The 22,791-nt window shown below is 71.9% G+C and carries 23 protein-coding genes; 14 read left to right on the top strand and 9 right to left on the bottom strand.

What is annotated here, in order from left to right; all coding sequences use genetic code 11:
- Nucleotides 1-13: 13 nt before the first annotated feature.
- The gene (locus tag ACTWPP_RS26360) at nucleotides 14-682 is read right to left on the bottom strand and encodes a TetR family transcriptional regulator (protein ID WP_443107047.1); all 669 of its coding nucleotides are present in this window, start codon (nucleotides 680-682) and stop codon (nucleotides 14-16) included.
- 152 nt (nucleotides 683-834) lie between these two features.
- On the opposite strand from ACTWPP_RS26360, the gene ACTWPP_RS26355 reads away from it, so the two are divergent.
- On the top strand, nucleotides 835-2,454 hold the full coding sequence (locus ACTWPP_RS26355; RefSeq protein ID WP_443107046.1) for an MFS transporter: 1,620 nt from the start codon (nucleotides 835-837) through the stop codon (nucleotides 2,452-2,454).
- Nucleotides 2,455-2,488: 34 nt separating this feature from the next.
- Here the strand turns inward: ACTWPP_RS26355 and ACTWPP_RS26350 are convergent, their stop codons facing one another.
- A complete protein-coding gene (locus ACTWPP_RS26350; protein ID WP_443107045.1) occupies nucleotides 2,489-3,796 on the bottom strand; it encodes a hypothetical protein in 1,308 nt (435 codons plus the stop codon).
- 250 nt (nucleotides 3,797-4,046) lie between these two features.
- On the opposite strand from ACTWPP_RS26350, the gene egtA reads away from it, so the two are divergent.
- Genes egtA through egtD form a run of 4 tightly spaced genes read left to right on the top strand, consistent with a single transcriptional unit; the run spans nucleotide 4,047 to nucleotide 8,373 of the window.
- The gene (gene egtA, locus ACTWPP_RS26345; protein ID WP_443107044.1) at nucleotides 4,047-5,279 is read left to right on the top strand and encodes an ergothioneine biosynthesis glutamate--cysteine ligase EgtA; all 1,233 of its coding nucleotides are present in this window, start codon (nucleotides 4,047-4,049) and stop codon (nucleotides 5,277-5,279) included.
- The gene (gene egtB, locus ACTWPP_RS26340; RefSeq protein ID WP_443107253.1) at nucleotides 5,276-6,649 is read left to right on the top strand and encodes an ergothioneine biosynthesis protein EgtB; all 1,374 of its coding nucleotides are present in this window, start codon (nucleotides 5,276-5,278) and stop codon (nucleotides 6,647-6,649) included. The genes egtA and egtB overlap by 4 nt, the downstream gene beginning before the upstream one ends.
- Nucleotides 6,650-7,384 carry an ergothioneine biosynthesis protein EgtC gene (gene egtC / locus ACTWPP_RS26335; RefSeq protein ID WP_443107043.1) on the top strand — a complete coding sequence of 245 codons (735 nt, stop codon included), beginning with the start codon at nucleotides 6,650-6,652 and terminating at the stop codon, nucleotides 7,382-7,384. It abuts the gene before it with no gap.
- A 32-nt stretch (nucleotides 7,385-7,416) separates the two neighbouring features.
- A complete protein-coding gene (gene egtD, locus ACTWPP_RS26330; RefSeq protein WP_443107042.1) occupies nucleotides 7,417-8,373 on the top strand; it encodes an L-histidine N(alpha)-methyltransferase in 957 nt (318 codons plus the stop codon).
- Between the two features lie 24 nt (nucleotides 8,374-8,397).
- On the opposite strand, the gene ACTWPP_RS26325 is transcribed toward egtD, so the two are convergent.
- Nucleotides 8,398-9,171 carry an SGNH/GDSL hydrolase family protein gene (locus ACTWPP_RS26325; protein WP_443107041.1) on the bottom strand — a complete coding sequence of 258 codons (774 nt, stop codon included), beginning with the start codon at nucleotides 9,169-9,171 and terminating at the stop codon, nucleotides 8,398-8,400.
- A 220-nt stretch (nucleotides 9,172-9,391) separates the two neighbouring features.
- Here ACTWPP_RS26325 and ACTWPP_RS26320 point away from each other — a divergent pair, with 220 nt between their 5' ends.
- Nucleotides 9,392-10,555 carry an acyltransferase family protein gene (locus ACTWPP_RS26320; protein ID WP_443107040.1) on the top strand — a complete coding sequence of 388 codons (1,164 nt, stop codon included), beginning with the start codon at nucleotides 9,392-9,394 and terminating at the stop codon, nucleotides 10,553-10,555.
- A gap of 124 nt (nucleotides 10,556-10,679) precedes the next feature.
- On the opposite strand, the gene ACTWPP_RS26315 is transcribed toward ACTWPP_RS26320, so the two are convergent.
- Nucleotides 10,680-11,264: a cysteine dioxygenase gene (locus ACTWPP_RS26315; RefSeq protein ID WP_443107039.1), complete on the bottom strand. Its 585-nt coding sequence runs from the start codon at nucleotides 11,262-11,264 to the stop codon at nucleotides 10,680-10,682.
- A 209-nt stretch (nucleotides 11,265-11,473) separates the two neighbouring features.
- On the opposite strand from ACTWPP_RS26315, the gene ACTWPP_RS26310 reads away from it, so the two are divergent.
- Entirely contained in the window at nucleotides 11,474-12,481 is a 1,008-nt protein-coding gene (locus ACTWPP_RS26310; protein ID WP_443107038.1) for a LacI family DNA-binding transcriptional regulator, read from the top strand.
- Nucleotides 12,482-12,484: 3 nt separating this feature from the next.
- Here the strand turns inward: ACTWPP_RS26310 and ACTWPP_RS26305 are convergent, their stop codons facing one another.
- On the bottom strand, nucleotides 12,485-13,948 hold the full coding sequence (locus ACTWPP_RS26305) for an aromatic amino acid ammonia-lyase (protein WP_443107037.1): 1,464 nt from the start codon (nucleotides 13,946-13,948) through the stop codon (nucleotides 12,485-12,487).
- 158 nt (nucleotides 13,949-14,106) lie between these two features.
- On the opposite strand from ACTWPP_RS26305, the gene ACTWPP_RS26300 reads away from it, so the two are divergent.
- The 4 genes from ACTWPP_RS26300 to ACTWPP_RS26285 are packed head-to-tail and all read left to right on the top strand — an operon-like array spanning nucleotide 14,107 to nucleotide 17,654.
- Entirely contained in the window at nucleotides 14,107-15,318 is a 1,212-nt protein-coding gene (locus ACTWPP_RS26300) for an ABC transporter ATP-binding protein (protein ID WP_443107036.1), read from the top strand.
- Complete coding sequence (locus ACTWPP_RS26295) at nucleotides 15,318-15,968, top strand: ABC transporter permease (protein ID WP_443107035.1); 651 nt, start codon at nucleotides 15,318-15,320, stop codon at nucleotides 15,966-15,968. The genes ACTWPP_RS26300 and ACTWPP_RS26295 overlap by 1 nt, the downstream gene beginning before the upstream one ends.
- Before the next feature lie 55 nt (nucleotides 15,969-16,023).
- Entirely contained in the window at nucleotides 16,024-16,710 is a 687-nt protein-coding gene (locus ACTWPP_RS26290; protein ID WP_443107034.1) for an ABC transporter permease, read from the top strand.
- A gap of 23 nt (nucleotides 16,711-16,733) precedes the next feature.
- On the top strand, nucleotides 16,734-17,654 hold the full coding sequence (locus ACTWPP_RS26285) for a glycine betaine ABC transporter substrate-binding protein (protein ID WP_443107033.1): 921 nt from the start codon (nucleotides 16,734-16,736) through the stop codon (nucleotides 17,652-17,654).
- A gap of 74 nt (nucleotides 17,655-17,728) precedes the next feature.
- On the opposite strand, the gene ACTWPP_RS26280 is transcribed toward ACTWPP_RS26285, so the two are convergent.
- Both ACTWPP_RS26280 and ACTWPP_RS26275 read right to left on the bottom strand, forming a co-directional pair.
- A complete protein-coding gene (locus tag ACTWPP_RS26280; RefSeq protein WP_443107032.1) occupies nucleotides 17,729-17,983 on the bottom strand; it encodes a hypothetical protein in 255 nt (84 codons plus the stop codon).
- Nucleotides 17,973-18,308, bottom strand: coding sequence for a hypothetical protein (locus ACTWPP_RS26275; protein ID WP_443107031.1), 336 nt, complete (start codon nucleotides 18,306-18,308; stop codon nucleotides 17,973-17,975). Before ACTWPP_RS26275 ends, ACTWPP_RS26280 begins: the two co-directional genes overlap by 11 nt.
- A gap of 38 nt (nucleotides 18,309-18,346) precedes the next feature.
- Here ACTWPP_RS26275 and ACTWPP_RS26270 point away from each other — a divergent pair, with 38 nt between their 5' ends.
- Together ACTWPP_RS26270 and ACTWPP_RS26265 are read left to right on the top strand one after the other, a co-directional pair.
- Nucleotides 18,347-18,592 carry a hypothetical protein gene (locus ACTWPP_RS26270; protein ID WP_443107030.1) on the top strand — a complete coding sequence of 82 codons (246 nt, stop codon included), beginning with the start codon at nucleotides 18,347-18,349 and terminating at the stop codon, nucleotides 18,590-18,592.
- 205 nt (nucleotides 18,593-18,797) lie between these two features.
- Entirely contained in the window at nucleotides 18,798-19,526 is a 729-nt protein-coding gene (locus ACTWPP_RS26265; protein WP_443107029.1) for a hypothetical protein, read from the top strand.
- A gap of 34 nt (nucleotides 19,527-19,560) precedes the next feature.
- On the opposite strand, the gene ACTWPP_RS26260 is transcribed toward ACTWPP_RS26265, so the two are convergent.
- Both ACTWPP_RS26260 and ACTWPP_RS26255 read right to left on the bottom strand, forming a co-directional pair.
- Entirely contained in the window at nucleotides 19,561-20,448 is an 888-nt protein-coding gene (locus tag ACTWPP_RS26260; protein WP_443107028.1) for an endonuclease/exonuclease/phosphatase family protein, read from the bottom strand.
- Between the two features lie 128 nt (nucleotides 20,449-20,576).
- Complete coding sequence (locus ACTWPP_RS26255; RefSeq protein WP_443107027.1) at nucleotides 20,577-21,806, bottom strand: Cmx/CmrA family chloramphenicol efflux MFS transporter; 1,230 nt, start codon at nucleotides 21,804-21,806, stop codon at nucleotides 20,577-20,579.
- Nucleotides 21,807-22,002: 196 nt separating this feature from the next.
- Here ACTWPP_RS26255 and ACTWPP_RS26250 point away from each other — a divergent pair, with 196 nt between their 5' ends.
- On the top strand, nucleotides 22,003-22,602 hold the full coding sequence (locus ACTWPP_RS26250; RefSeq protein WP_443107026.1) for a helix-turn-helix domain-containing protein: 600 nt from the start codon (nucleotides 22,003-22,005) through the stop codon (nucleotides 22,600-22,602).
- Nucleotides 22,603-22,791: the final 189 nt, after the last annotated feature.

Below are 22,791 nucleotides of genomic sequence, written 5' to 3'. Positions count from 1 at the left end.
CCCGGGTCGGGGGTCACCCGGTCGCCGGCGGTTCGTTGAGGCCGTTCTCCAGGATGGCGAAGGTCTGGTCGACCGTCTCGGACAGGGAGCCGAACGCGCCGCCGTGCCGGCGCATCGCGTCGGCGGCGGCTTGGAAGCCGCAGGTGGCGGCGGCCGCGATGACGTGCGGGCGCAGGTCGGTGGCGGGGTCGGCGCCGAGCCGCTCGGCGACGACCTCGATCAGCAGGGCCTGCTTCTTCTGCGCGTGCTCCAGGCTGCCGGCCATCAGGGTCGGGCTGTCGCTCATCATCGTCAGCATGCATGCGAAGCGGTCGGGGTCGAAGCCGAGTTCGCCGGCCTCGCAGGCGCGGGCGATGCCGACCACGGTATGGCGCAGCGACGTCATGATCGGCTCGTCGGGGGGACGCTCGGCCAGCACCGCCATGACGGCGCGGGTCTGCTCCTCCTGGAAGGTGAGCGCGACTTCCTCTTTCGAGGCGAAGTAGCGGAAGAACGTGCGGGACGAGACGTCCACGGCGTCGGCGATCTCCTCGACGGTGGTGGCGTCGAACCCCTTCTCGGAGAAGAGGGTGAACGCCGCGTCGACGAGCGCGTCCCGGGTGCGCTGCTTCTTGCGTTCGCGCCTGCCCGGGGGCCGGGGGCCGGGGCCGGTGGCTCCCGTCTCGGGGGCGGTCGCGGTCATGTGCGAAGTGTAACCATCCGGTGGTCCCGCGCCAAGCGTCATCGGGCGCCCAATGTCTGAATGTGACTAATGTCGTCCTACGACTGGAGTCGGTTGACGACAAGTGTCATGCCATGACACTTTTGGGTTCCGCCAATCCGGAGGTCGAATCCATGACTCACTCCCAAGGCGCCGGAACACTCGAACCCGGCGCCGTCCACGTCCCCCCGCGCGACAAGGCGCGCGGGCGCACCGCCAGGCCGGGGCACGGACATCCCTGGCTCACCCTCGTGGCGGTCGCGCTCGGCGTGATGATGGTCGGGCTGGACGCCACCGTCGTGTCCATCGCCAACCCCGCGATCGCCCGCGACCTCGGCGCGAACCTGTCCGGCCTGCAGTGGGTCACCAACGCCTACCTGCTGGCCCTCGCCGTCACGCTGATCCCGGCCGGGAAGATCGCCGACCGGTTCGGGCGCAGGCGGACGTTCCTCGCCGGCGTGGTCGGCTTCGCCGCCGCGTCGGTCCTGATCGGGCTCTCCGGCGGCCTCGGCATGGTCATCTTCTGGCGGGTCGTGCAGGGCTTCGCGGGGGCGCTCCTGCAGCCCGCGAGCCTCGCCATCCTGCGCAACACGTTCCCGCCCGAACGGCTCAACACCGCGATCGGAGTCTGGGGCTCCACCGTCGGCATCTCCATCGCGGGCGGGCCGATCGTCGCCGGGCTGCTCGTCGAGAACGTCAACTGGGAGTCGGTCTTCTTCCTCAACGCCCCGCTCGGCCTCGTCGCGCTCCTCGTCGGCATGTGGGTGATCCGCGAGTCGCGGGACGAGGAGGCCACCGGCTCCTTCGACCTGCCCGGCGTCGCGCTGCTCACCGGCGCGCTGTTCGCCCTGGTCTGGGGGCTCATCAAGGCCGGCGAGAACGGGTTCGGGGACGCCGTCCCGCTGGTGTCGTTCGCCGTGTCCGTCGTGTTGTTCGCCGGGTTCGTCCGCAACGAGCTCCGTGTGGAGCGTCCGCTGCTCCCGCTCGGGCTGTTCCGCTCGGTGTCGCTGTCGGCGGCGACGGGGCTCATCGTCCTCGGCTTCTTCGGAATGTTCGGGACGATCTTCTTCATCACCCTCTACCTGCAGCAGGTGCACGGCATGAGCCCGGTGGACGCCGGCGTGCGGATGCTGCCGATGACCGCCGTGTTCATCGTCTCCTCACCGCTGGCGGGCGCGCTGACCAGCCGGTTCGGGCCGAGGGTGCCGCTCGCCCTCGGCATGGCCTTCACCGCTGCCGCGCTGTTCGGGCTGTCGCGCATCGGGGTGGACGCCCCCTACGTCCAGATCTGGCCGTGGTTCGTGCTGCTCGGCATGGCCTTCGGGATGGTCATCGTCGCCGGCACCGAGGCCATCGTCGGCAACGCGCCGGCCCACCTCGCCGGGGTCGCGGGCGGGCTCCAGCAGACCGCCGCGCAGCTCGGCGGGGTCCTCGGCACCTCCGTGCTGGGCGTGCTGCTGTCCACCAAGGTCGGTGACGTGCTGTTCGGGCGGCTGACGGACGCGGGCGTCCCCGGCGCCGCCGCCCAGCAGCTCGCGGGCCAGGGCGGGATCGTCTCGCAGGGCGTCGCGCCGGTCCCGCCGGGCACGCCCGCACCGGCCGCCGAGGCCATCACCACCGGAAGCCATCTCGCGTTCATGGACGGTTTCCAGACGTCGCTGACCGTCGCCGGATCGGTCGCCGTCGTCGCGATCCTCGCGGCCCTGCTCGTCCGGCGCGGCACGTCCCCGGTCGAAGGCGCCGCGGCGGCATGAGCCCCGCGGCCGGACGGGCCCGGCTCCGTCCCGCTCAGCCTCCGCTTGGTGACGGCGCCGGGTTGGACGTGGGGCTGGGGCTCGGGGTCCCCGGGTCTTCCGTGCCCGGGTCGCCGGCGGGCGGGTCCGACGGGGTGTCCGGCGGCGGCGTGGTCGGGTCGGCGGAGCCGTCGTCCGGCGGGGTCGTCGGGTCGCTCGGCGTGTCCGGGGGAGTGGTCGGCGACCCGCCGGTCGGCGGGGTGGACGGGCCGTCCGGCCGCGACGGCGTGCTCGGCGGGGCCGGGCTCCCCTCCTGCGAGGGAGTGCCGGACGGGGACGTCGCCGGGGGCGCCGGGGCCGGAGCGCCGGCGCCGGGGGTTCCGCCGCCCTGCCGCGCCGGGTCGCCGCCTCCCGTGGCCGGGTCCCGCGGGGTGCCGGGCGCCTCGCCCGTCGCCCGCTCGGTGCCGCTGAGGCCGGGCAGCGGGTGCTGCGGGGCGGGGCCGCTCGTCGCGGACGCCGGGTTCGTCTGGCCGGTGCTCGCCGTCGGCACCAGTGAGGCGGCCCCGCCGCCGCCCTTGGCCGACGGCCAGGTGGCGAGCAGGCCGATGACCGCCGCGGCCGAGGCGGCGACGCCGGCGGCGGCGCCTAGGCCCTTGGAGATGCCGCCGGACAGCCCGCGCTTCACGCGGTCGCCGTCCCTGCCCGGGCGCCCGGAGCGTCCCGCGCGGGGCCCGTCCGCGCCGATCGCGACGAGGGGGCTCGGGGAGATGACGCTGTGCAGCGGCCGGACGGTCTCGTCCTCGCAGGCGGCGAGGACCTGGTCGCGCAGCCAGCCGGGCGCGCGGGCCGGTGCCCGCCGGGCGAGCAGCTGCGGCAGCCGCTTCTTCTCGAACGCGGTGATGAGGTCGAGCCGCGCCTCGGCGGTCCCGCGCATCAGGATGTCGAGGACGGAACGCTCCAGCCGTGTCCGCGCCGCGTTGAGCAGCTGGGCGACGGTGTCCGGCGCGATGCCGAGGACGCGGGCGATGTCGTGGGGTTCGAGCCATTCGCCCGCCCACAGCAGCAGCACCTCGCGGTGGTCGGAGCGCATCGCCCCGGCGGCGCGCAGCAGCGGGTCGGGGTCGGCGAACAGGAGGCCGCCCCGTCCGCCGAGGTTGCCGGTGAAGGCGCCGCGCTCGGCGCAGGCCGACCGGGAGAGCGAGTACAGCCACAGGACCCTGTCGCCGCGCGGCGGCTGGTGGACGGCCGCGGTGAAGGTGTCGCCGACGGCCGCCGCCGCGAGCTGGTCGCCGACGAGCGACCAGCAGTACGCGTACAGGCGGTCGGCGTGCGCGTCGTAGAGCGAACCCATGTCCCCGCGCATGTGACCTCCCGATCGTCTCCCCGGTACTCACAAATGGTGCATACCGCTGGTTGACGGACTCTAGCGCCTCCGGTCAATGCCTGAGAAGTCCGGGATTAGGCGTTACGTCGAATAGTACGGATGGTAACGGTGACCCCTGCGGACAGTGACGTTCACGGAGATTTAAGGAACTTCACGAAATTCGTCGGATTTCTGATGCGGTTCAGCAGGGAAGGTTGGGACGCGCCGACGAAAAGGTGAGGAGTGAGCCGTGACGCGGCTGACCGTGGACGACGTCTACCAGCACATTCGCGGTGTCTGCTTCAAGACCGGCCCACCCGGGACGGTCGGTGCGGAGACCGAGTGGTTCGTGATCGACGCGGCCGATCCCGCCGCCCACGTCCCCCGTGAGCGCGTGCGCGCGCTCGTCGGCGGGGCCGGCCCCCCGTCCGGGGGCAGCAGGGTGACCTACGAACCGGGCGGGCAGTTGGAGCTCAGCTCCGCGCCGTTCGGCGGGCTCGGCGCACTGCACTCGGCGCTCGGCGGGGACATCGCGCACGTCCGTGACGCCCTCGCGCCGGACGGGCTCGCCCTCGTCGGCCACGGCGTCGACCCCGTCCGGCGTCCGAGGTTCCAGGCCGACCACCCCCGCTACGCCTGCATGCGCGACTACTTCTTCGCGGGCGGCTTCCCCGACGCGGGCCTGGCGATGATGTGCTCAACCGCTTCGATCCAGGTCAACCTGGACATCGGCGCAGACCACACCGACGCGTTCCGCCGCTGGCGGCTCGTGCACGCGCTCGGCCCGGTGCTCGTCGCGGCGTTCGCGAACTCGCCTCTGCGCGCCGGGCGCCGCACCGGGATGCGCTCGTCCCGCCAGGGCATCTGGACAGAACTCGACCCCGGCCGGACCCTCCCCGTCCTCCGCGACGGCGCGGACGCCGACCCCGCCGAAGCGTGGACGCGGTACGCGCTGGACGCCCAGGTCATGCTCGTCCACACCGCCGAGGGCGAATGGGTGTCCGACCCCGGGATGTCGTTCCTGGAATGGCTCGACAAAGGCGAGCCGGGCGAGGACGACCTGTCCTACCACCTGTCCACCCTGTTCCCGCCGGTCCGGCCGCGCGGCTGGCTGGAGCTGCGCATGATCGACGCGCTGCCCGGCCCGTACTGGCCCGTCCCCGTCGCCGTCGCCACCGCGCTGCTCGACGACCCGGCCGCGTCGCGCGCCGCCGAGGCCGCGGCCGAGCCGGTGGCGCACCGGTGGGCGGAGGCCGCCCGGTCCGGGCTGTCCGACCCGCCCCTGGCCGCCGCGGCGCGGGCCTGCTTCGCCGCGGCGCTGGACGCGCTGCCGCGGCTCGGCGCGTCCGGCCTCGTCCCGCTGGTCGACGAGTACGCGCGCCGGTACGTCGAGCGGGGACGCACCCCCGCCGACGACCCCGCCCCCGATTCACCGCATTCGCCCCTGCCGCTGTCCGAGGAGGACCCGACATGGCCCCGATGAACCCCCCGGGCACGACCGACGCCTACACCGGTCACGCCGCCGCCGTCGACGAGGACGCGCTGAAGGAGCTGATCGCCGGCGAACTCGGCGCGGTCCGGGACCGCAGCTTCGGCCTCACCACCGACGTCCTCGCCGGGGACGACCTCACCGGCCAGGTCTCGCCGCTGATGTCGCCGCTCGTGTGGGACCTCGCGCACGTCGGCAACTACGAGGAACTGTGGTTGCTGCGCGCCGCGGCGGGGGCGGAGGCGATGCGTCCCGAGATCGACGGCCTGTACGACGCGTTCGAGCATCCACGTGCCGAACGGCCGTCACTGCCGCTCCTGTCACCGGAGGAGGCCCGCTCCTACATCGGCACGGTCCGGTCCAAGGTGCTCGACTCGCTGTCGTCGGTGCGGTTCGACACGGCGGATCCGCTCACGTCCGGTGGGTTCGTGTACGGGATGGTCGTTCAGCACGAGCACATGCACGACGAGACCATGCTGGCCACCCACCAGTTGCGCAAGGGCGCCCCCGCACTCCTCGACCCCGCCGCCGAGCCACTTCAGAAGACCTCTTCCAAGGGCCGGGACACCGACGAGGTCCTGATCGAGGCGGGCCCATTCCAAATGGGCACGTCGGACGACCCATGGGCGTACGACAACGAACGTCCCGCACACCTTGTTGATCTGCCCGCGTACTACATCGATGTCGAGCCGGTGACCAACGCCGCCTACATCGCCTTCATGGAAGCCGGCGGATACGACGACCCCCGCTGGTGGGACCCCGCGGGATGGGAATGGCGCAACGGCAGCGGCAAACGCGCCCCCGCCTTCTGGGTGCGGGAGAGCGGCCAATGGCTGCGGCGCCGGTTCGGGCGAACCGAACCCGTCCCGCCCGGCGAACCCGTCCAGCACGTGTGCTGGTACGAGGCGGACGCGTACGCGCGATGGGCCGGCAAGAGGCTGCCGACCGAGGCCGAGTGGGAGAAGGCCGCCCGCTGGGACCCGGCGGCCGGACGGTCACGCCGCTACCCGTGGGGCGAGACCTACGAAGAGGGACGCGCCAACCTCGGCCAGCGGACGCTCCGCCCGTCCGGGACCGGCGCCTACGCGTCCGGTGCGTCGGCGTACGGGGTCAGGCGCCTCCTGGGGGACGTGTGGGAGTGGACGTCGTCCGACTTCCACGGCTACCCCGGCTTCCGCTCCTTCCCCTACAAGGAGTACTCGGAAGTCTTCTTCGGCCCCGAATACAAGGTGCTGAGAGGCGGCTCCTGGGCGACGCACCCGCTCGCCATGCGCGGATCGTTCCGCAACTGGGACTACCCCATCAGGCGGCAGATCTTCTCCGGTTTCCGCTGCGCACGCTCCCTCGCGGGGGAGGCACGCTGAATGTGCCGCCATCTCGGCTACCTGGGGCCCGAACGGACGCTGCACTCGCTCATCTACGACGGTGAGCACTCCCTGGAGACCCAGTCGTACGCGCCGCGCATGACGCAGGGGTGCGTCCTCAACGCCGACGGGTACGGCGCCGGCTGGTATCAGGACGGCGAGGCCGTCCGGTTCCGGCGCGCCCAGCCCATCTGGACCGACCAGTCGTTCCGCGAGGTCGCCGGGGCCGTCCGGGCGTCGTGCGCGATCGCGGCGATCCGGTCGGCGACCGTCGGGTTCCCCGTGGACGAGTCCTGCGCCCAGCCGTTCCGCGCCGGGGCGTGGCTGTTCAGCCACAACGGGAAGATCGACGACTTCGGCGGCGTTGAGGGGAAGATACGCGAGCTGGCCGGGGACGTCGCCGGGGTACCGGACGCCCGCGCCCCGGTCGACTCCGCGCCGCTGTTCGCCCTCGCCGTCCGGCACTGGCGGGACGGGCTGCCGCTCGGCGACGGCCTGGCCGCCGTCGTCGGCGCGATCACGGCGCTCGCCCCCGGCCGCTACAACCTGCTCGCCTCCGACGGCACGTCCCTGGCCGCCACGACCTGGGGCGACTCCCTGTTCGTCCGCGAGGACGCGGACCAGATCCTGATCGCGTCCGAGCCGCTCGACGACGCCGCGGGCTGGCAGGCCGTCCCCGACCGCTCGCTCGTCACCGCCGGCCTCACCGCCGGCGTCTCCGTCACGTCCCTCTGAACACCGAACTCCCCTCCGAAGGAGAGAACCACGTGGACCGGTTCCTGACCGCCGACGACCTCGCCAAGACGCTCCGCCGGGACGTCCGGGAGGGGCTCACCGGCACGCCCAAGACCCTGCCGCCCAAGTGGTTCTACGACGAGCGCGGCAGCGCGCTCTTCGAGGAGATCACGAAGCTGGAGGAGTACTACCCGACCCGCCGCGAGCGGGAGATCCTCGTCGCGCGGGCGTCCGGCATCGCCGCCGCCACCGGCGCCCGGACCCTGCTGGAGCTCGGCGCCGGATCGGGGGAGAAGACGCGGCTGCTGCTCGACGCGCTCGCCGGCACGCTGCGCTCGTACGTGCCGGTGGACGTGAGCGGCGACTTCCTGGAGGAGGCCGCGGCGGGCATCGCGTCCGACCATCCCGGCCTGGCCGTCCGGACCGTCGTCGCCGACTACGAGCAGCACCTGCATCTGCTGCCGGGCGGCGAGCGCCGCCTCATCGCCTTCCTCGGCGGGACGATCGGCAACATGCCGCCCGCCGCGCGGATCGGGTTCCTCGGCGGCGTCCGCGCCACCATGTCCGACGGCGACTTCCTGCTCCTCGGCGCCGACCTCGTCAAGGACGCGGGGCGGCTCGTCCGCGCCTACGACGACGCGGCCGGCGTCACCGCCGAGTTCGACCGCAACGTCCTGCACGTCATCAACCGGGAACTGGACGCGGACTTCGACCCGGACGCGTTCGAGCACCGCGCCGTCTGGAACGAGGCCGAGGAGTGGATCGAGATGCGGCTGCGGTCCACCCGCGACCAGGACGTCCGCGTCGGCGGCCTCGACCTGGAGGTGTCGTTCGCCGCCGGTGAGGAGATGCGCACCGAGATCTCCGCCAAGTTCCGGCGGGAACGGCTGGAGTCCGAACTGGGCGCGGCCGGGATGGAACTCGCCGAATTCTGGACGGACGCGGAGGGCGACTTCTCCCTCAGCCTCGCCCGTCCCGCCGCCGGCTGACGCGCCCCGCCCGGCCCCGGCCGCTCACTTCTTGCGGACGGGCTGGGCGAGGCCCATCCGCTTCAGGTCCCCGGCCAGGCGGGTCGCCAGGTACCGGTGGCCCTCCGGGGTCGGATGGGTGCGGTCCCGCTTGATGTACCGCGGCGCGTTGCCCCTGCCGGCCAGCGAGTCGCCGGTGATCCACCGCTCGCCGATCGGGTCGACGAACGGGATGCCGAGCTGCCCCGCCAGGTTCTTCAGCGCGTCCCGCACGGCGATCGCGCCCCGCGCCGGCGTCCCCGTCCCCCAGATCGGGCCCATCAGCACGATGTGGGTGCCGGGCCAGCGCTGCCGGGCGCGCTCGAGGACCACGTGCGCGGCGGCGGCGACCTGCTGCGCCGGGACGCGGAAGTCGTTGTGGCCGCCGGACACGATGAGCATGTCGGGTGCGGGACGCCAGCCGAGCTGGCTCTCGAACAGCGCCAGGAACGCCTGCTGCCCCCGGCCCTTCGTGACGAAGCCGGTACCGGACCGTCCGCCGACGATGACCTGCCAGCCGAGCAGCCGCGCCGCGGCGGAGGCGTACGTCGCCTCCGGGCGGGGGCGCCCGTCGGCGACCGTGTAGCTGTCTCCGAGGAACATCACCACGGACGGGGCGTCGCGCGCCTCCCGCTCGCCGCCCTTCCCGGGGCCGTCCGCCGCCGCCGAACGGTGCACCGAGCCCCGGAGAGGGGAACAGCCGGTCGCGGCGAGGACCGCCACCAGGCTCAGGCACAGCACGAGAGTCGCCGCGCCGCGTCGGGCGCGGCGAGATGTCATCGAGGACCACCAATCATCCGGAGCCGCTCAGGGCTCGGGGGTGCATCGCATCCTACTGATCCACCGCGCCCGGCGGGCGGCGTCCGCACCGGCGTGGCGTGCCCGTACGCCCGCCGTACGGCGGCCCGCCGGGGGAACGATGTGGAATCGCGTCCTCGCCTACACCCGCCGTTCACCTCCCGGCTCAGGACGGGCAACCTGCCGTCGAGAGGGTTCCGCGGTGACTCGACGGGAACGGCTGCGTGAACTCGACCTCCTGCGCTTCCTGGCCGCGCTGGCGGTGGTGCTGTACCACTTCACCGGATTCGGCGGCGCCGGCGCGTGGCCCGACCCGGCGCGCGACGTCTTCCCCGAGGTCGCCCCGTTCACCCGGTTCGGATACCTCGGCGTCGACCTGTTCTTCGTCATCAGCGGGTTCGTGATCCTGATGAGCGCATGGGGGCGCGGGCCGGGGGAGTTCGGGATCTCCCGGCTGGTCAGGCTGATGCCCGCGTACTGGGTCAGCGTCCTGCTCGGCGCGTTCGTGTACGCGGTGTTCCGGCAAGGGCACGGCGTCCCCGGCCTGGTCGTGCCGAACCTGACCATGCTGCAGGGCGGGCTCGGTATCCGGAACGTGGACGCCGTCTATTGGACGCTCTGGGTCGAGCTGCACTTCTACGTGCTCGTCGCCGTCCTCGCGGGCATCGGGATCACGTACCGCTCCTGCCTCATCTTCATGGCGGCGTGGATGTTCGGCGGCCTGTTCGCCGACCAGGCCGACCACGAGTTGCTCCAGGTGATGCTCGTGCCGACGTGGAGCCCGTACTTCATCGCGGGCATGGCGCTCTTCATGATCCACCGGTTCGGGCCGACGCTGCTGCTGTGGGGGTACCTGGCCGTGTCGTACCTGCTGGCGCTCCGCTGGGGCGCCTGGCGCGCGGAGACGGTGTTCCGCGGGGCCGACGAGGTCGTGGTCAGCGCCGTCATCACCGGGATCTTCGGGGTGATGATCCTCGTCGCGACCGGGCGGCTGCGTCGTCTCCGGTGGAGCGGGCTGACCGTCCTCGGAGCGCTGACGTATCCGCTGTACCTCGTCCATTCGCAGCTCGCGCTGCCCCTCCTGGACGCGATGTACCCGGGCATCGGCCGCTGGGCGGCCCTCGGGGTGGTCGTCGCCGCGTCACTTCTGGCCGCCTACGCCGTGCACCGCCTGGTCGAACGTCCGGGCGCGGCGTGGATGCGCCGCCGCCTGTACGCGTCGCTGGAGCCGATGCGGGCGCCTGCGGAACCGTCCACGTCGGTCGGTCATGGCGGTCGGGGTGGACGCGGCGGTACTCGCCTCAACGGCGGTGAGCCTGAGACTCGCACCCCGGCTGATGTCACGAGAGATGTCACGCGGGTGTGACATTCCCGAGACGGTCCACGCTGAAGGAAATGTAGGCGCTCGGCCGATGTGAGCGGGCATCGGCCGAACGCGCCGCCTTCGGCGGGCTCGTTCACCCCCGGTCGAGCCCGCCGGAGGTTCCATCTCAGGACGACGCGGGCCCGGCCTCCCCGGCCTCCCCGTTCTCGTCGTTGTCGGGCTCGTCGCCGGGCTTCTCCTCCTGCGGGCGCAGTTCCTCGGTGTAGCCGACGGTCAGGCGGCGCATCACTCCCGACTCGTCGATGGAGTACTGCCCGAGGCGCTCCAGCGGCGGCGAGTACGCGTGGATCGAGACGCTCGCGTCGTCAATCCCGGTGAGCCGGTGGATGTGGTCGGGCCCGAAGCAGAACGACCGGCCCTCCGCGACCACGGTCCGCATGGGTTCGCCGCCGATGCGCGGGTTGTCCTCCTCCACGGCCCCGGCGACGACGCGGACCGCGCCGGAGGAAATGTCGTGGTCGTGCCAGCCGGTGTCGTTCTGGGGCGTCCAGCAGAGCAGCCAGACGTCCACGTGCTCGTCCCGGTACAGCGAGGCGTAGTGGCGCCGCCCGCCGGGGAACGCGACGTGCTGCCGCCACAGGTCCGGCCGCTCCGCCAGGCCGTCCACGAGCTCGTGCAGCTCGTGCTTGTCCAGGGGACGGCCGGGCAGGCTCTCGAAGCCGGCGGCGCGGGGCAGGACCTCGGATGTCACGGGTTCGCTCCTTTCGATTCTCTGGTCGTCGCGGGCCCGTTCAGCCAGGAGAGAATGCGGGATCTCCGCACCGTGCGAACAGGCTGGACACGGCTACTGAACCGCATCACTGAACCGCATCAGTTAACCGCTTCAGTGAACCGGTTCAGAGCCCCGCCCGTCAAGTCGGGTCCGCTGCGTTGTCGGTGGTGGGCCCTAGGGTTGGAGGGGTGTCGGACAAGCGCAAGCGCGCGACCATCCGGGAAGTGGCGCAGGCGACGGGGCTGTCGCCCGCCGCCGTGTCGTACGCGTTGCGCGGCATCCAGACCTCCGAGGAGACACAGGAGCGGGTCCGCGCCGCCGCCGACGAGCTCGGCTACGAGGCGCACCCGATCGCCCGTGCCCTCGCCAGCGGCCGGACCGCGCAGGTCGGGCTGCTGTGCGGCTCCCTTGAGGACTACTGGCAGCAGTCGCTCGCGGTCGGCATCGGCCGGGCGCTGCTGGCCCGCGACCGCTACGCCCTGATCGTGGACGCCGGCGGCGAACCCGAGCGGGAGCTGGCCCTCGCCCGCCGGCTGCGCGACCAGCGGGTGGACGGCCTGATCGTCCAGCCGCTCGACCCGTCCGCCGCGCTCTGGACGGAGCTGGCCGCCGTGATCCCGGTGGTGTCCATCGGCGACGCGCTGCACGGCGGGCAGGCGCAGGGCGAGGTCGTGTTCGACAACCGGCGCGGCGTCACGCTCGCGCTGGAGCATCTGCGCGACCTCGGGCACGAGCGCCTCACCGTGTTCACCCCGACGGGCGCCAGCACCCCCGACCGTCCCGCCGACGTGCACGTCAACGCCGAGGCCGAGCGTCTCGGCCTGCGGGTCGACGTGGTCGTCGTGCCGCAGTCGCTCGCCGCCTCCACCGAGGTCGCCCTGCGGATCCTCGCCGGCCCCGACCGTCCCTCGGCCGTGTTCTGCTTCGCCGACTCCATCGCCTACGGCGTCTACGCCGCCACCCGTGAACTCGGCCTCGCCGTCCCCGGCGACATCGCCGTCTGCGGGTACGACAACCATCCGATGTCGGCGCTGCTCACGCCCCCGCTGACCACCGTCGACTGGGACATCGACGGCATCGTGCACTCCGCCGTCCGGCTCATCGTGGACGTCATCGAGGGCAAGCCGCGCAAGCGCCGCGTGGTCCGCGAGCCGTCCCTGCGCGTCCGCGCCTCGACGGGCGAGCCTCGGGAGTAGGGGTCAGGGGTGGAGCCGGGCCAGGCCGGGCAGGAGGTCCGCGGCGGCGGCGATGTCGGTGTCGAGCGGCCGGTCCTCCACGTGCGGGTCGAGCACGGCGGAGGCCATGTCGTACGCCGACCGGAGCGGGCCGCCCGACGGCGCGCGCCCCTGCATCCGCAGCGCACGCGCGGCGGCGACCAGCTCGCAGCCGAGCCCCAGCCGGTAGGCGGCGACGGCGTCGGTCGTCGCGCGGGCCGACTGGGTGGAGAAGCCGGCGTGCTCCTCGACGCCGCGCGACAGGACCGCGCTGCCGAGCGCCGCCGGGGTCGCGAGGCGGCGGACGTCGGCGAGGCACGAGTGCGCCACATACTCCAGGATCATGATCCCCGAGGACGCCTCGGTGGCGCCCTGGAACGGGTACAGCCCGGTGAACGACGGCTCGGCGAGCGTCCCGAGGCGGGCGGCGGCGAGGGCCATCGTCTGGAACAGCGCGGCGCGGGCCGAGTCCAGGGCGAGGCCGACGTAGCCGGTGTGGAAGTTGCCGTTGTGCCAGGCCGTCCGTCCGGCGACGTCGATGAGGGGGTTCTCGGCCGCCGCGTTGATCTCGCGGGTGACGACCTCCCCGGCGTAGGCGCCCGCCTCCAGCGCCGGGCCGTGCACCTGCGGGAACGCCCGGTAGCCGTACGGGTCCTGGATGCGCATCGGCGCGGGCCGGTCGAAGGCGAGCAGCGCCCGCATCGCCGCCGCGACCTCCTGCTGGCCGGGATGCGGGCACGCGTCCTGCACCGCCTGCGCGTACGGCTCCTCCGAGCCCCGCACGGCGAAGTGCGACAGCGCCGCCACGACGGTGGACGCGCGGAGCATCTCCCGCAGATCGGCGACCGCGAGCGCCGCCTCCCCGAGCGTGGCCGCGTTGGAGCTGATGAACGCCAGCGCGTCGGGCGAGCGAAGCCGGTAGCCGGGGCCGCGCTCGGGGACGTCGTCCGGCTCCGCCAGCCAGGCACGCTCGCCCAGCAGGCACAGCGCGGTCGAGGCCAGCGCGGTCAGGTCGCCCGTGCCGATCGCGCCGTGCACCGGCACCGGAGGAAGCAGGCCCAGGTTGAGAACGTCCGCGAGGGCTTGCAGCACGCCCGGCTCGACGCCCGAGCCGCCCGCCGCGATCTGGTTCAGCCGGATCGTCAGCATCGCCCGGACGATCTCCGGCGCGACCAGGGGCCCCGCACCCGCCGCGTGGCTGCGCAGGAGCCGCAGGCCGTGCGCGTCGGCGTCCTCCCACTCCACGTCCACCACGCGGTTCGCGCCGACCCCGGTCGTCCGCCCGTACACCGGCTGCGACGCGGAGACCTCACCGGCCACCCGCCAAGCCTCACGGGCCCGTGCTGCGCCGTCCGGGGCTATGGCGATGGTCACATCTTCGCGGGCGGCGCGGACGACCTGGGCGCAGGTGAGCGCGGTGCCGTCGATAACGATTCGGCTGTTCTCCACGCCGCGAGGCTACTTTCCCTGGATTCCAGGTAGGTAGGCTCCACACCCGATGTTCCGGACAAGCTGGGACACTTCGCTGACCGTATCCCTTGGCTACGGTTGGGGAGAAGGCCGAATCGATCATCGGCGTCGCGGGCGCCCAACGAGGACGTGAATCGTTGATCACCTTTGAGGGCGTCACCAAGCGCTACCCGGGCGGCACCGTCGCCCTGGACGACGTCAGCCTCGACTGCCCCACGGGCCGCATCACCGTGTTCGTCGGCACGTCCGGCGGCGGCAAGACCACCGCGCTGCGCGCCATCAACCGGATGGTCGAGCCCACGTCCGGCCGGGTCCTCATCGACGGGCAGGACGTCCGCGAGCACAAGCCCGCCCAGCTGCGGCGCGGCATCGGCTACGTCATCCAGCACGCCGGGCTGTTCCCGCACCGCACCATCGAGGACAACATCGCGACCGTCCCGCACCTGCTGCGCTGGAACAAGAAGAAGGCGCGGGCGCGGGCCCACGAGCTGATGGAGCGGGTAGGGCTCGAACACTCGATGGCGCGGCGGTACCCGTTCCAGCTGTCCGGCGGCCAGCAGCAGCGCGTCGGCGTCGCGCGGGCCCTCGCCGCCGACCCGCCGATCATGCTGATGGACGAGCCGTTCAGCGCCGTCGACCCCGTCGTCCGCGCCGAACTCCAGGCCGAGTTCCTGCGCCTCCAGGCCGAACTGCACAAGACGATCGTGTTCGTCACCCACGACATCGACGAGGCCATCAAGCTCGGCGACCGGATCGCGGTGTTCCAGACCGGCGGGAAACTCGTCCAGGTCGACAGCCCCGAAGCGCTGCTGGCCCGCCCCGCGAACGACTTCGTCGCCGGTTTCATCGGGCACGACCGCGGCATCCGGCGGCTGTCGTTCGTCCCGGCCGCCTCCGCGCCGCTGACCGACCGGAACGTCCTGCCCGCCGACGCGCCGGTGGATCGGGCGCGGGACGCCGCCGACGGCTGGGTGCTGGTCGTGGACGCCGACCGCCGTCCCCTCGGCTGGGCCGCGTCCGGCACGCTGCCCGCGTCGGGCGCTCTCGGTGACGCGCGGCTCGCGCCGATCGGGCACACGTTCAACGTCGAGGGCGACTCGGTGCGGGCCGCGCTCGACGCCGCGATCCTGTCGCCGTCCGGCCGCGCCATCGGGGTGGACGAGGAGGGACGGCTCCTGGGCGTCGCCGACCAGCACGACCTGAGCGCCGTCATCGCCCGCTCCGGCGCGGACGTCGAACCGGAGCCCGCCGCCGAGCCCGCCGCCGAGCCCGCCGCCCAGGCCACCGCCGAGCCCGCCGACGAGGCCGCCGACGGCGACGAACCCGCCGTCACCAAGGACGGTGGCTGATGGAGATCGACTGGGGCTGGATCGCCGACCACACCGACTCGCTCGGCGAGCACGCCCTCATCCACCTGCGGCTCGCGCTGCTGCCGGTGGTGTTCGGGCTGCTCATCTCGCTCCCGGTCGGCGTGCTGTGCCGCCGCTGGGGCTGGCTCTACCCGCCGGCGCTGACGATCGCGAACGTGTTCTACGCGATCCCGTCGCTGGCCCTGTTCATGATCTTCATCCAGTACACCGGGCTCACCGCGTCCACCGTCATGATCCCGCTGACGCTGTACAGCCTGTCGGTGCTCGTCCCGAACGTGGTGGACGGCCTGGCGTCGGTGTCGGAACCCGTCCGGCAGGCCGCCACCGCCATGGGCTTCGGCCCGCTGCGCCGCCTCCTGCGGGTCGAGCTGCCGATCGCCGTGCCCATCGTCATCGCCGGGACGCGCGTCGCCGCCGTCTCGTCCATCAGCCTCGTCGCCGTCGGCCAGCTGATCGGCCAGGGCGGGCTCGGCTACGACATCATCCGCGGCTACCAGCTGTCGTTCCAGACCCAGATCATCGCCGCCACCGTCCTGATCGTCGTGCTGGCCCTCGTCACCGACGCGATCCTGGTCACCGTCCAGCGGCTGCTCACCCCGTGGGCGCGGGCGCGCGGGAAGGCATCATGACCGAGCGGAGCCGGGCCGGGGGGTGTGGGGGGTCGTCCCTCCACAAGGAGGCAGCATGAACGACCTGTGGAACCAGATCGACCTGTTCTGGACGTGGCTGACCGCGTCGTCGCAGTGGCAGGGCGACGACGGCATCCCGCACCGGATGCTCCAGCACCTCTTCTACACGGGGGTCTCGCTCTTCGCCGCCGCCGTGATCGGCCTCGCCCTCGGCCTCCTCGTCGGCCACACCGGCCGCGGCGGCTTCCTCGCGATCAGCGTCGCCAACGTCGCCCGCGCGATTCCCACCTTCGGCCTGGTGCTGTTCATCGTCGTCATCGAGTACAGCATCACCCCCGTCCTCATCGCGCTCGTGGCGCTCGCCATCCCGCCCATCCTGGTCAACACCTTCGAAGGCGTCCGCGGCGTCGACGCCGACGCGAAGGACGCCGCCCGCGGCATGGGCATGACCGGCTGGGGCGTACTGTGGCGGGCCGAACTGCCGATGGCGCTGCCGCTGATCCTGCTCGGGCTCCGCACGTCCGCGATCCAGGTCGTCGCCACCGCCACCATCGCCGCCTACCCCGGCTTCGGCGGCCTCGGCCGCTACATCATCGACGGGCTCGCCCGCAACGACTACCAGCTCGTCGTCGGGGGCACAGTCCTGGTGGTGCTGCTCGCGCTGATCGTCCAGCTGATCTTCGCGGGGCTGCGCCGCCTCGTCGTGTCCCCGGGCCTGCTCGGCTCCGCCCGTTCCTCCTGACCGACCGAACAGAGGAAATAGCAATGAAGAAACTCATCCGTGGCGCGGCCGTCGGCCTCGTGGCCGCGCTGACGCTGTCCGCCTGCGGCGGCGGAGACTCCGGCGACGACAACCCCCTCGCCGGCGGCGGCGAGAGCGGCACCATCACCGTCGGCGGCGCCAACTTCCCCGAGAGCAACCTCCTCGGCGAGATCTACGCCCAGGCCCTCGAAGCCAAGGGCATCAAGGTCAGCCGCAAGTTCAACATCGGCGCCCGCGAGGTCTACTACGACCAGGTCGTCAAGGGCGGCATCAGCGTCATGCCCGAATACAACGGCGCCCTGCTGACCACGTCCGTCGACGAGAACAGCAAGGCCGCCACCACCGAGGAGATCAACGCGGAGCTGAAGGCGAAGCTGCCCGCGGCCGTGGAGATCCTCGACTCCGCGGAGGCCGAGGACAAGGACTCCGTCACGGTCAACCCGCAGACGGCCGCCAAGTACGACCTGAAGAGCATCGCCGACCTCAAGCCGGTCGCGGGCGAACTCATCATCGCGGGCCCGTCCGAGTTCGAGACCCGCCAGCACGGCCTCAAGGGGCTCAAGGAGGTCTACGGCCTCGAGTTCAAGAAGTTCCAGCCGTTCGACGCCGGCGCCCAGTCCACGCTGGTGAAGCTCCTCACCGAGAACAAGATCCAGGCCGCGGACCTGTTCACCACCGACCCCACCATCCAGCAGAACAAGCTCGTCGTCCTCGAAGACCCGAAGAACGTCTTCAGCGCACAGAACGTCACGCCCCTCGTCTACAAGAAGGCCGTGAACGACACGGCGCGGGCCGCCCTCAACGCCGTCTCCGCCAAGCTCACCACCCAGGACCTCCTGGACATGATGAAGCGCATCGCCATCGACAAGGACGACCAGGAGAAGGTCGCCAAGGACTGGCTCACCAAGTCCGGCCTGCTCTAAGCCCTCCGCATTCGGAAGCCCGCCGTCCCCCGACGGCGGGCTTCCGCCACGTGTCACCGGGCTCGCGGCCCGCGCTATCGGTAACCCCGCTTGAGCAGATACTTGGCTCCCGCCTCGAAGCCCTCGGGGGTGAGCAGCTCGAACCCGAAGGCGTCGGCGAGCCGGTCGGTGATGTTGAAGGCGGCGCAGCCCCGGGCACCGTAGAAATCGGGCCGGTAGAAGACCAGCCTGGCGGCGTCCGGCACGGGGTGCCTGGAGAACAGCCGGATCAGCGCGAACAGCAGCTTGGTCCCCGGGCCGTAACCGCGGTTGAGGATGTCAAGTCGCATGACCCGGCCTCCCCTCGACGGTCGCTTCGGCCAAGGCCGCCAGGCCGGCTTCGTACAGCCGGGCGGACCGGCCGACCGCGGCGCATATCACCAGCTCGAAAAGCTCGTCCTCGGTGCAGCCCGACGCCTTCGCCGCGGCCAGGTCCGCCTCGGTGACCTGCGCCGGCCTGTCGGCGACCTTGCCGATCAGCGCGTCCAGCGGCGGGGGGAGGCCGTCGTTGCCGAAGGCACGCGCCCGCAGCTCCGCAGATGCCCTGCCCTCCCCGTTCAGCACGCGATCCACCAGGGCCCGGTGTGCTGCTCGCTTCTTGTCGTCCTCCGGCACGGCGCCCCACCTCCTTTCCGGCTGGGCTATCTGCCCTCATGTACAAGACGATCGGCACGCCGCCGAACACGACACACAGCCGAAGAAAGCCGACCACCGAGAAGCTCCTGCTGATCGGGATCGGGTTGCTGTGGGCCTCGGTGTACTTGATGGCGGTCGAATTCCCAGAGCGCAAGGACGAGCTGTACGCATTGCACGACGCGGTGCCCTGCCAGGGGCCGCCCCAGCGTCCGGCGGACTGCCTGTGGGACGAGGAGTCCATCGTCTCCGACGTCCGGCTCTAAACCAGGGGTACCAGTGGCCGACGGAGTGCCGGAACGACGGGCGGCTGCCGGAGACGCTGCGCGACGGCGACCGGGTCTCGGGCACCATCTGGCGCGGCGACGTCACGGTGGTGGTGTACCGCATGCTCGTCAGGGGGAACCTGCGGCCGGACTGAGGCATCTGAATCAGAGCTTTCGTTATCCGCTACATGATGAGGGACTGCACATGCGTCGGACGGTCGTGATCCTGCCGGTTCTGGTCACGGTGTCGGGCTGCGTGGTGACCTGGCCGGACGAGGCCGCGCCCCCGGAGAGGAAGGCCCCGGCTGCGAGCGAGACGCCGGCGACGACCGCCGATCCGTGCGCCAAACGTCGGTCGACGGCGAGTCCGCGGCCGAGGCCTACGAAGACGCGTATTCCTTGGCGCACCGAGAAGATGCCGGACGGGTCGGTACGGGTGACGGTCGGGGACCTGGACGCCGCGCCTGCGGATCCGGCCGCCGAACGGACCACAGATCATCGGGCTCCGCGCAGTCGCCACGAATGCGAAACGGTGCGGTACGCGCCCGTCCGCGGCTGGTGGTGCAGGACGACGGTCAAAGCGATCCAAGTGTCGGGAGAGATCGTGGTGAACGGGCCCACCCCGACCGCGAGGATTCAGGGGGCCGGTTTCTCGACGCATTGCTCTGACCGGCCCGGTCGGATGCGCCACGTATTCCAGATCGAGCGCGATAGCTGGAGCGGCTGGCGCTCGTACGGAAAGCGCCACATGACCGCGTGGACGGCGAACCAGGACCAGGCCGTGGGGGCGGTCAAGGAAGCCTGCCCCAATGGACGTGTAGGCACCTACAACTACCGGTTGTCGGTCCGTATCGAGAGTGACCGGGTGCCCGTCGGCGACGTCGACGCGACCAGCGCCCCCATCCGCACCCACTGCGGCACGGGTCTCAGCTAGCTTCTTGCGCCGTACAAGCGGTATGGGTTGTGACTCAGCCGCCGACCTTCAGGTGGGCGATCACGGGATAGTGGTCCGAGGCGTAGAGGCCCCCTACGCGGTACGGGTCGATCTCGGTCCACGCTGTCTCGATCTTGCCGCGTGCCAGGATCCAGTCGACTCGTTTGCCGCCTCGGAGCGGGGGGCGCCAGCGGCCGATGGTGCGGTACTGCGGGCCGCGCTGACGGGCCGTCCTCCACGTGTCGTGGAACGCGTCGGAACCGGTGAGGATCGTGTAGACCGGTGATGCTTCGGCGGTGGCGTTGAAGTCTCCGGTGAATATCACGGGGACGCCCCGCTGGAATGCGCGGACGCGGTCGAGGATCAGGTGGGCGCTCTTGACGCGGGAGTCCGCGGACTTGTTGTCCAAATGCGTGTTGACCTGGTAGAGCGTCGCGCCGGTGCGCCGGTCGCGGAACTTCGCCCACGTCACCATCCGGACGTACCGGTTGCCCCAGGTGGCCGAACCGATGACGTCGGGGGTGTCGGACAGCCAGAAGTGGTCGAAGTCCAGGACCTCGAACCGTTGCTCGCGGTAGAAGATCGCGAGGAACTGGTCGCGAGTCCCGCCCTTGCTGCCCAGCCCGATCCAGCGGTAGTCCGGCAGCGCCTCGGCCAGGTCGCGGATCTGATGCCATCGCGCCTCCTGGACGCCCAGCAGATCCGGGTCATGGCGGCCGAGGAGATGCCCGACCAGCTTCAGCCGGGTGCGCCAGTCTCTGGGCGGCGGGTCGTTCACGCCACGGACGTTATAGGTCATCACGCGGACCGTCGCGTCGCCCCTCGCCATGGGCTCGGTGAGCGCGAAGCCGGAGATGAGGACCAACGCCCCCGCTGCGACCAGTGGCCAGAACCATCGGTGGCGGAGCAGGCGTCTGGGCATGACGGTCCCCTCACTCCGGACTCGGGACCGGCCCACCCCGCAATTCGGACATGCCGACCGCATCCGATTGATCAAGGGTAACCGGGATGTGCCGGGCGGCCATGCCTTGCACCTTCGCGGACGCCGAGTCAGACCCGTGCGCTCCCCCCGGTCACGGCCGTCTGCGGCCGGCTGCGGGAGAGGCTTCGGTCGAGCAGGACGGCCGGAACGACGGCCACTGCCAGGGCGGCGCCGATCCAGGTGATCGAGGTGATGCCCGCGCCGGCGTTCAGGGCGATCCCCGCGAGCGCCGGTACGAGGCTGATGCCGAGTTGGAACGCCGATACGGTGGTGGCCCCGGCGAGCGTCGGTGCCCCTGACGCGATGGTGAAAACCCGTCCGTAGATGGCCGGGTTCAAGACGAATCCGGCGACCCCGAGGAGCAGGACCAAGGGGACCACGGCCGGCGCGTGCGGGGCCAGGAGCGCGAGCAGGACCGAACTGGCCGCGATCCCGAGCGCCCCGGCCAGCAGTGCGTGGGCGGGGCGCCGGTCGGCGATCCTGCCTCCGACCGACAGGCCGACGAAGGCGCCGGCACCGAACAGCGCGAGGATCGCCGGGACCCAGACGCCGGGAATGCCGGTGACGTCGGTCAGGAACGCCGCGAGATAGTTGAACGTGATCATGTAGGCGGCGGTGCTGAGGATGGTCACGGCGTACACCGCCCACAGTTGCGGCCGCCTCATCGTGCGCAGTTCCCGCCGTACGCTGGGCTCGGTGTCCGCGCTGGTGACGGGAACCGCCAGCAGGGTCAAGACCGCGCCGGCGGTGGTCAGGACGACCACGCCCCAGAATCCGCCCCGCCAGCCGGTGAAGTGGCTGAGCAGCGCGCCCGCCGGGCCGCCGGCGACCATCGCAACGCTGAGCCCGCTGACAACGACTCCGGAGGCGCGTGCGGTGCGGTCGGGGGTGACGAGGCTGATCGCGGTGACCGCTGCGACCGCCCAGAAACCCGCGTAGACCAGGCCGCAGACGAAGCGGGTGGCCAGCAGCACAGGGTAACTGTCGGTCAGCAGGCCGATCGCCACCGAGGCGGCGAAGAGGGCCTGCGTGGTCACCAGCGTGGTGCGCCTGGGCCAGCGCAGCGTCACGATGGCGAAGGGGGGCCCGCCGATGACGACACCGATGGCGAACGCCGAGATCAGCGCACCGGCGGAGGACAAGCTGATCTTCAGATCTTCGGCGACCTCCGGCAGCACCCCGGCCAGCAGGAACTCCGCGCTGCCCATCGCGAACAGGCTGAACGCCAGCAGATGGACGCCGATCGGCAGCCTCACGCCGGAGACCTGCGCCCGCCGCGGCGCGGTGTCGACGCTCACCGGCACGCACCGCCCACCGTGGCGACGCCCGCCGGTTTCACGCGGCCTTCGTTGAACGCCGTTCCGTACCCGGCGTTTCCTGCACTCCCGGTCACATCGCTCATTGCGATCACCTCCGGCGCAGACGCTGTCCCCCGACCGGGCGAGCTGACAACTCTTGTTGCCATTTCTGGGACGGCGGCAGTGAAATGGAGGCATGGAACACCCGTCCCCGCTGGCCGCCGCGCTCGCCGAGGTCGGCCCGCGCCTCAGGCGGCTGCGCACCCGGCGCAACGTGACGCTGGCCGGCCTCGCCGAGGCCACCGGGATCTCCAAGAGCACCCTGTCCCGGCTGGAATCGGGCCAGCGCCGCCCCAGCCTGGAGCTGCTGCTTCCCATCTCCCAGGCGCACCAGGTCCCCCTCGACGAACTGGTGGGCGCACCCGAGGTCGGCGACCCCCGCGTCCGGCTGACGCCCAAGCGCGTGAACGGCAACACCGTGCTCCCGCTGACCCGCCAGCCCGGCCCGCTCCAGGCGTACAAAATGGTCCTGCCGACCGAGAGGTGCGAGCCCGAGACCTGCACCCACGAGGGCTACGAGTGGCTCTACGTCCTGTCGGGGCGACTGCGGCTGCTCCTGGCCGACCACGACCTGCTCTTGGGCGCCGGTGAGGTCGCCGAGTTCGACACCCGGCTGCCGCACTGGTTCGGCACCACCGGCGACGGCCCGGTGGAAGTCCTCAGCCTCTTCGGCAGCCAGGGCGAACGCATGCACGTCCGTGCCAGACCACGTCCCCGGCAGAAACCGGCCACCTGAGCGAAACCGGACCAGGTGGCCGCCCACCTGGATCCCGAGACCGTGCTGCATCAGGCGCCGGGGGATCCTGCAGGTGGTCACCGTCGGAGACGGACGCATGGTCGAATGCCGTCCCTTCTACTGGGACCCGGCCTCCGTGGCCGCGGCCTGCACCGACCGTTGGTCTGCCCGCGGTGGATCCCGCCTGGA

It is taken from the genome of Actinomadura sp. 3N407 (assembly GCF_052245875.1).
Lineage (GTDB): Bacteria > Actinomycetota > Actinomycetes > Streptosporangiales > Streptosporangiaceae > Spirillospora.
This window is presented reverse-complemented; position numbering and strand designations above follow the sequence as displayed.

What these genes read in the sequence shown, in the direction of transcription:
- ACTWPP_RS26360 (WP_443107047.1), bottom strand. Translation starts at nt 682, where the DNA reads ATGACCGCGACCGCCCCCGAGACGGGAGCCACCGGCCCCGGCCCCCGG.
- ACTWPP_RS26355 (WP_443107046.1), top strand. Translation starts at nt 835, where the DNA reads ATGACTCACTCCCAAGGCGCCGGAACACTCGAACCCGGCGCCGTCCAC.
- ACTWPP_RS26350 (WP_443107045.1), bottom strand. Translation starts at nt 3,796, where the DNA reads ATGCGCGGGGACATGGGTTCGCTCTACGACGCGCACGCCGACCGCCTG.
- egtB (WP_443107253.1), top strand. Translation starts at nt 5,276, where the DNA reads ATGAACCCCCCGGGCACGACCGACGCCTACACCGGTCACGCCGCCGCC.
- egtC (WP_443107043.1), top strand. Translation starts at nt 6,650, where the DNA reads ATGTGCCGCCATCTCGGCTACCTGGGGCCCGAACGGACGCTGCACTCG.
- ACTWPP_RS26325 (WP_443107041.1), bottom strand. Translation starts at nt 9,171, where the DNA reads ATGACATCTCGCCGCGCCCGACGCGGCGCGGCGACTCTCGTGCTGTGC.
- ACTWPP_RS26295 (WP_443107035.1), top strand. Translation starts at nt 15,318, where the DNA reads ATGGAGATCGACTGGGGCTGGATCGCCGACCACACCGACTCGCTCGGC.
- ACTWPP_RS26290 (WP_443107034.1), top strand. Translation starts at nt 16,024, where the DNA reads ATGAACGACCTGTGGAACCAGATCGACCTGTTCTGGACGTGGCTGACC.
- ACTWPP_RS26285 (WP_443107033.1), top strand. Translation starts at nt 16,734, where the DNA reads ATGAAGAAACTCATCCGTGGCGCGGCCGTCGGCCTCGTGGCCGCGCTG.
- ACTWPP_RS26280 (WP_443107032.1), bottom strand. Translation starts at nt 17,983, where the DNA reads ATGCGACTTGACATCCTCAACCGCGGTTACGGCCCGGGGACCAAGCTG.
- ACTWPP_RS26270 (WP_443107030.1), top strand. Translation starts at nt 18,347, where the DNA reads ATGTACAAGACGATCGGCACGCCGCCGAACACGACACACAGCCGAAGA.
- ACTWPP_RS26265 (WP_443107029.1), top strand. Translation starts at nt 18,798, where the DNA reads ATGCGTCGGACGGTCGTGATCCTGCCGGTTCTGGTCACGGTGTCGGGC.
- ACTWPP_RS26260 (WP_443107028.1), bottom strand. Translation starts at nt 20,448, where the DNA reads ATGCCCAGACGCCTGCTCCGCCACCGATGGTTCTGGCCACTGGTCGCA.
- ACTWPP_RS26250 (WP_443107026.1), top strand. Translation starts at nt 22,003, where the DNA reads ATGGAACACCCGTCCCCGCTGGCCGCCGCGCTCGCCGAGGTCGGCCCG.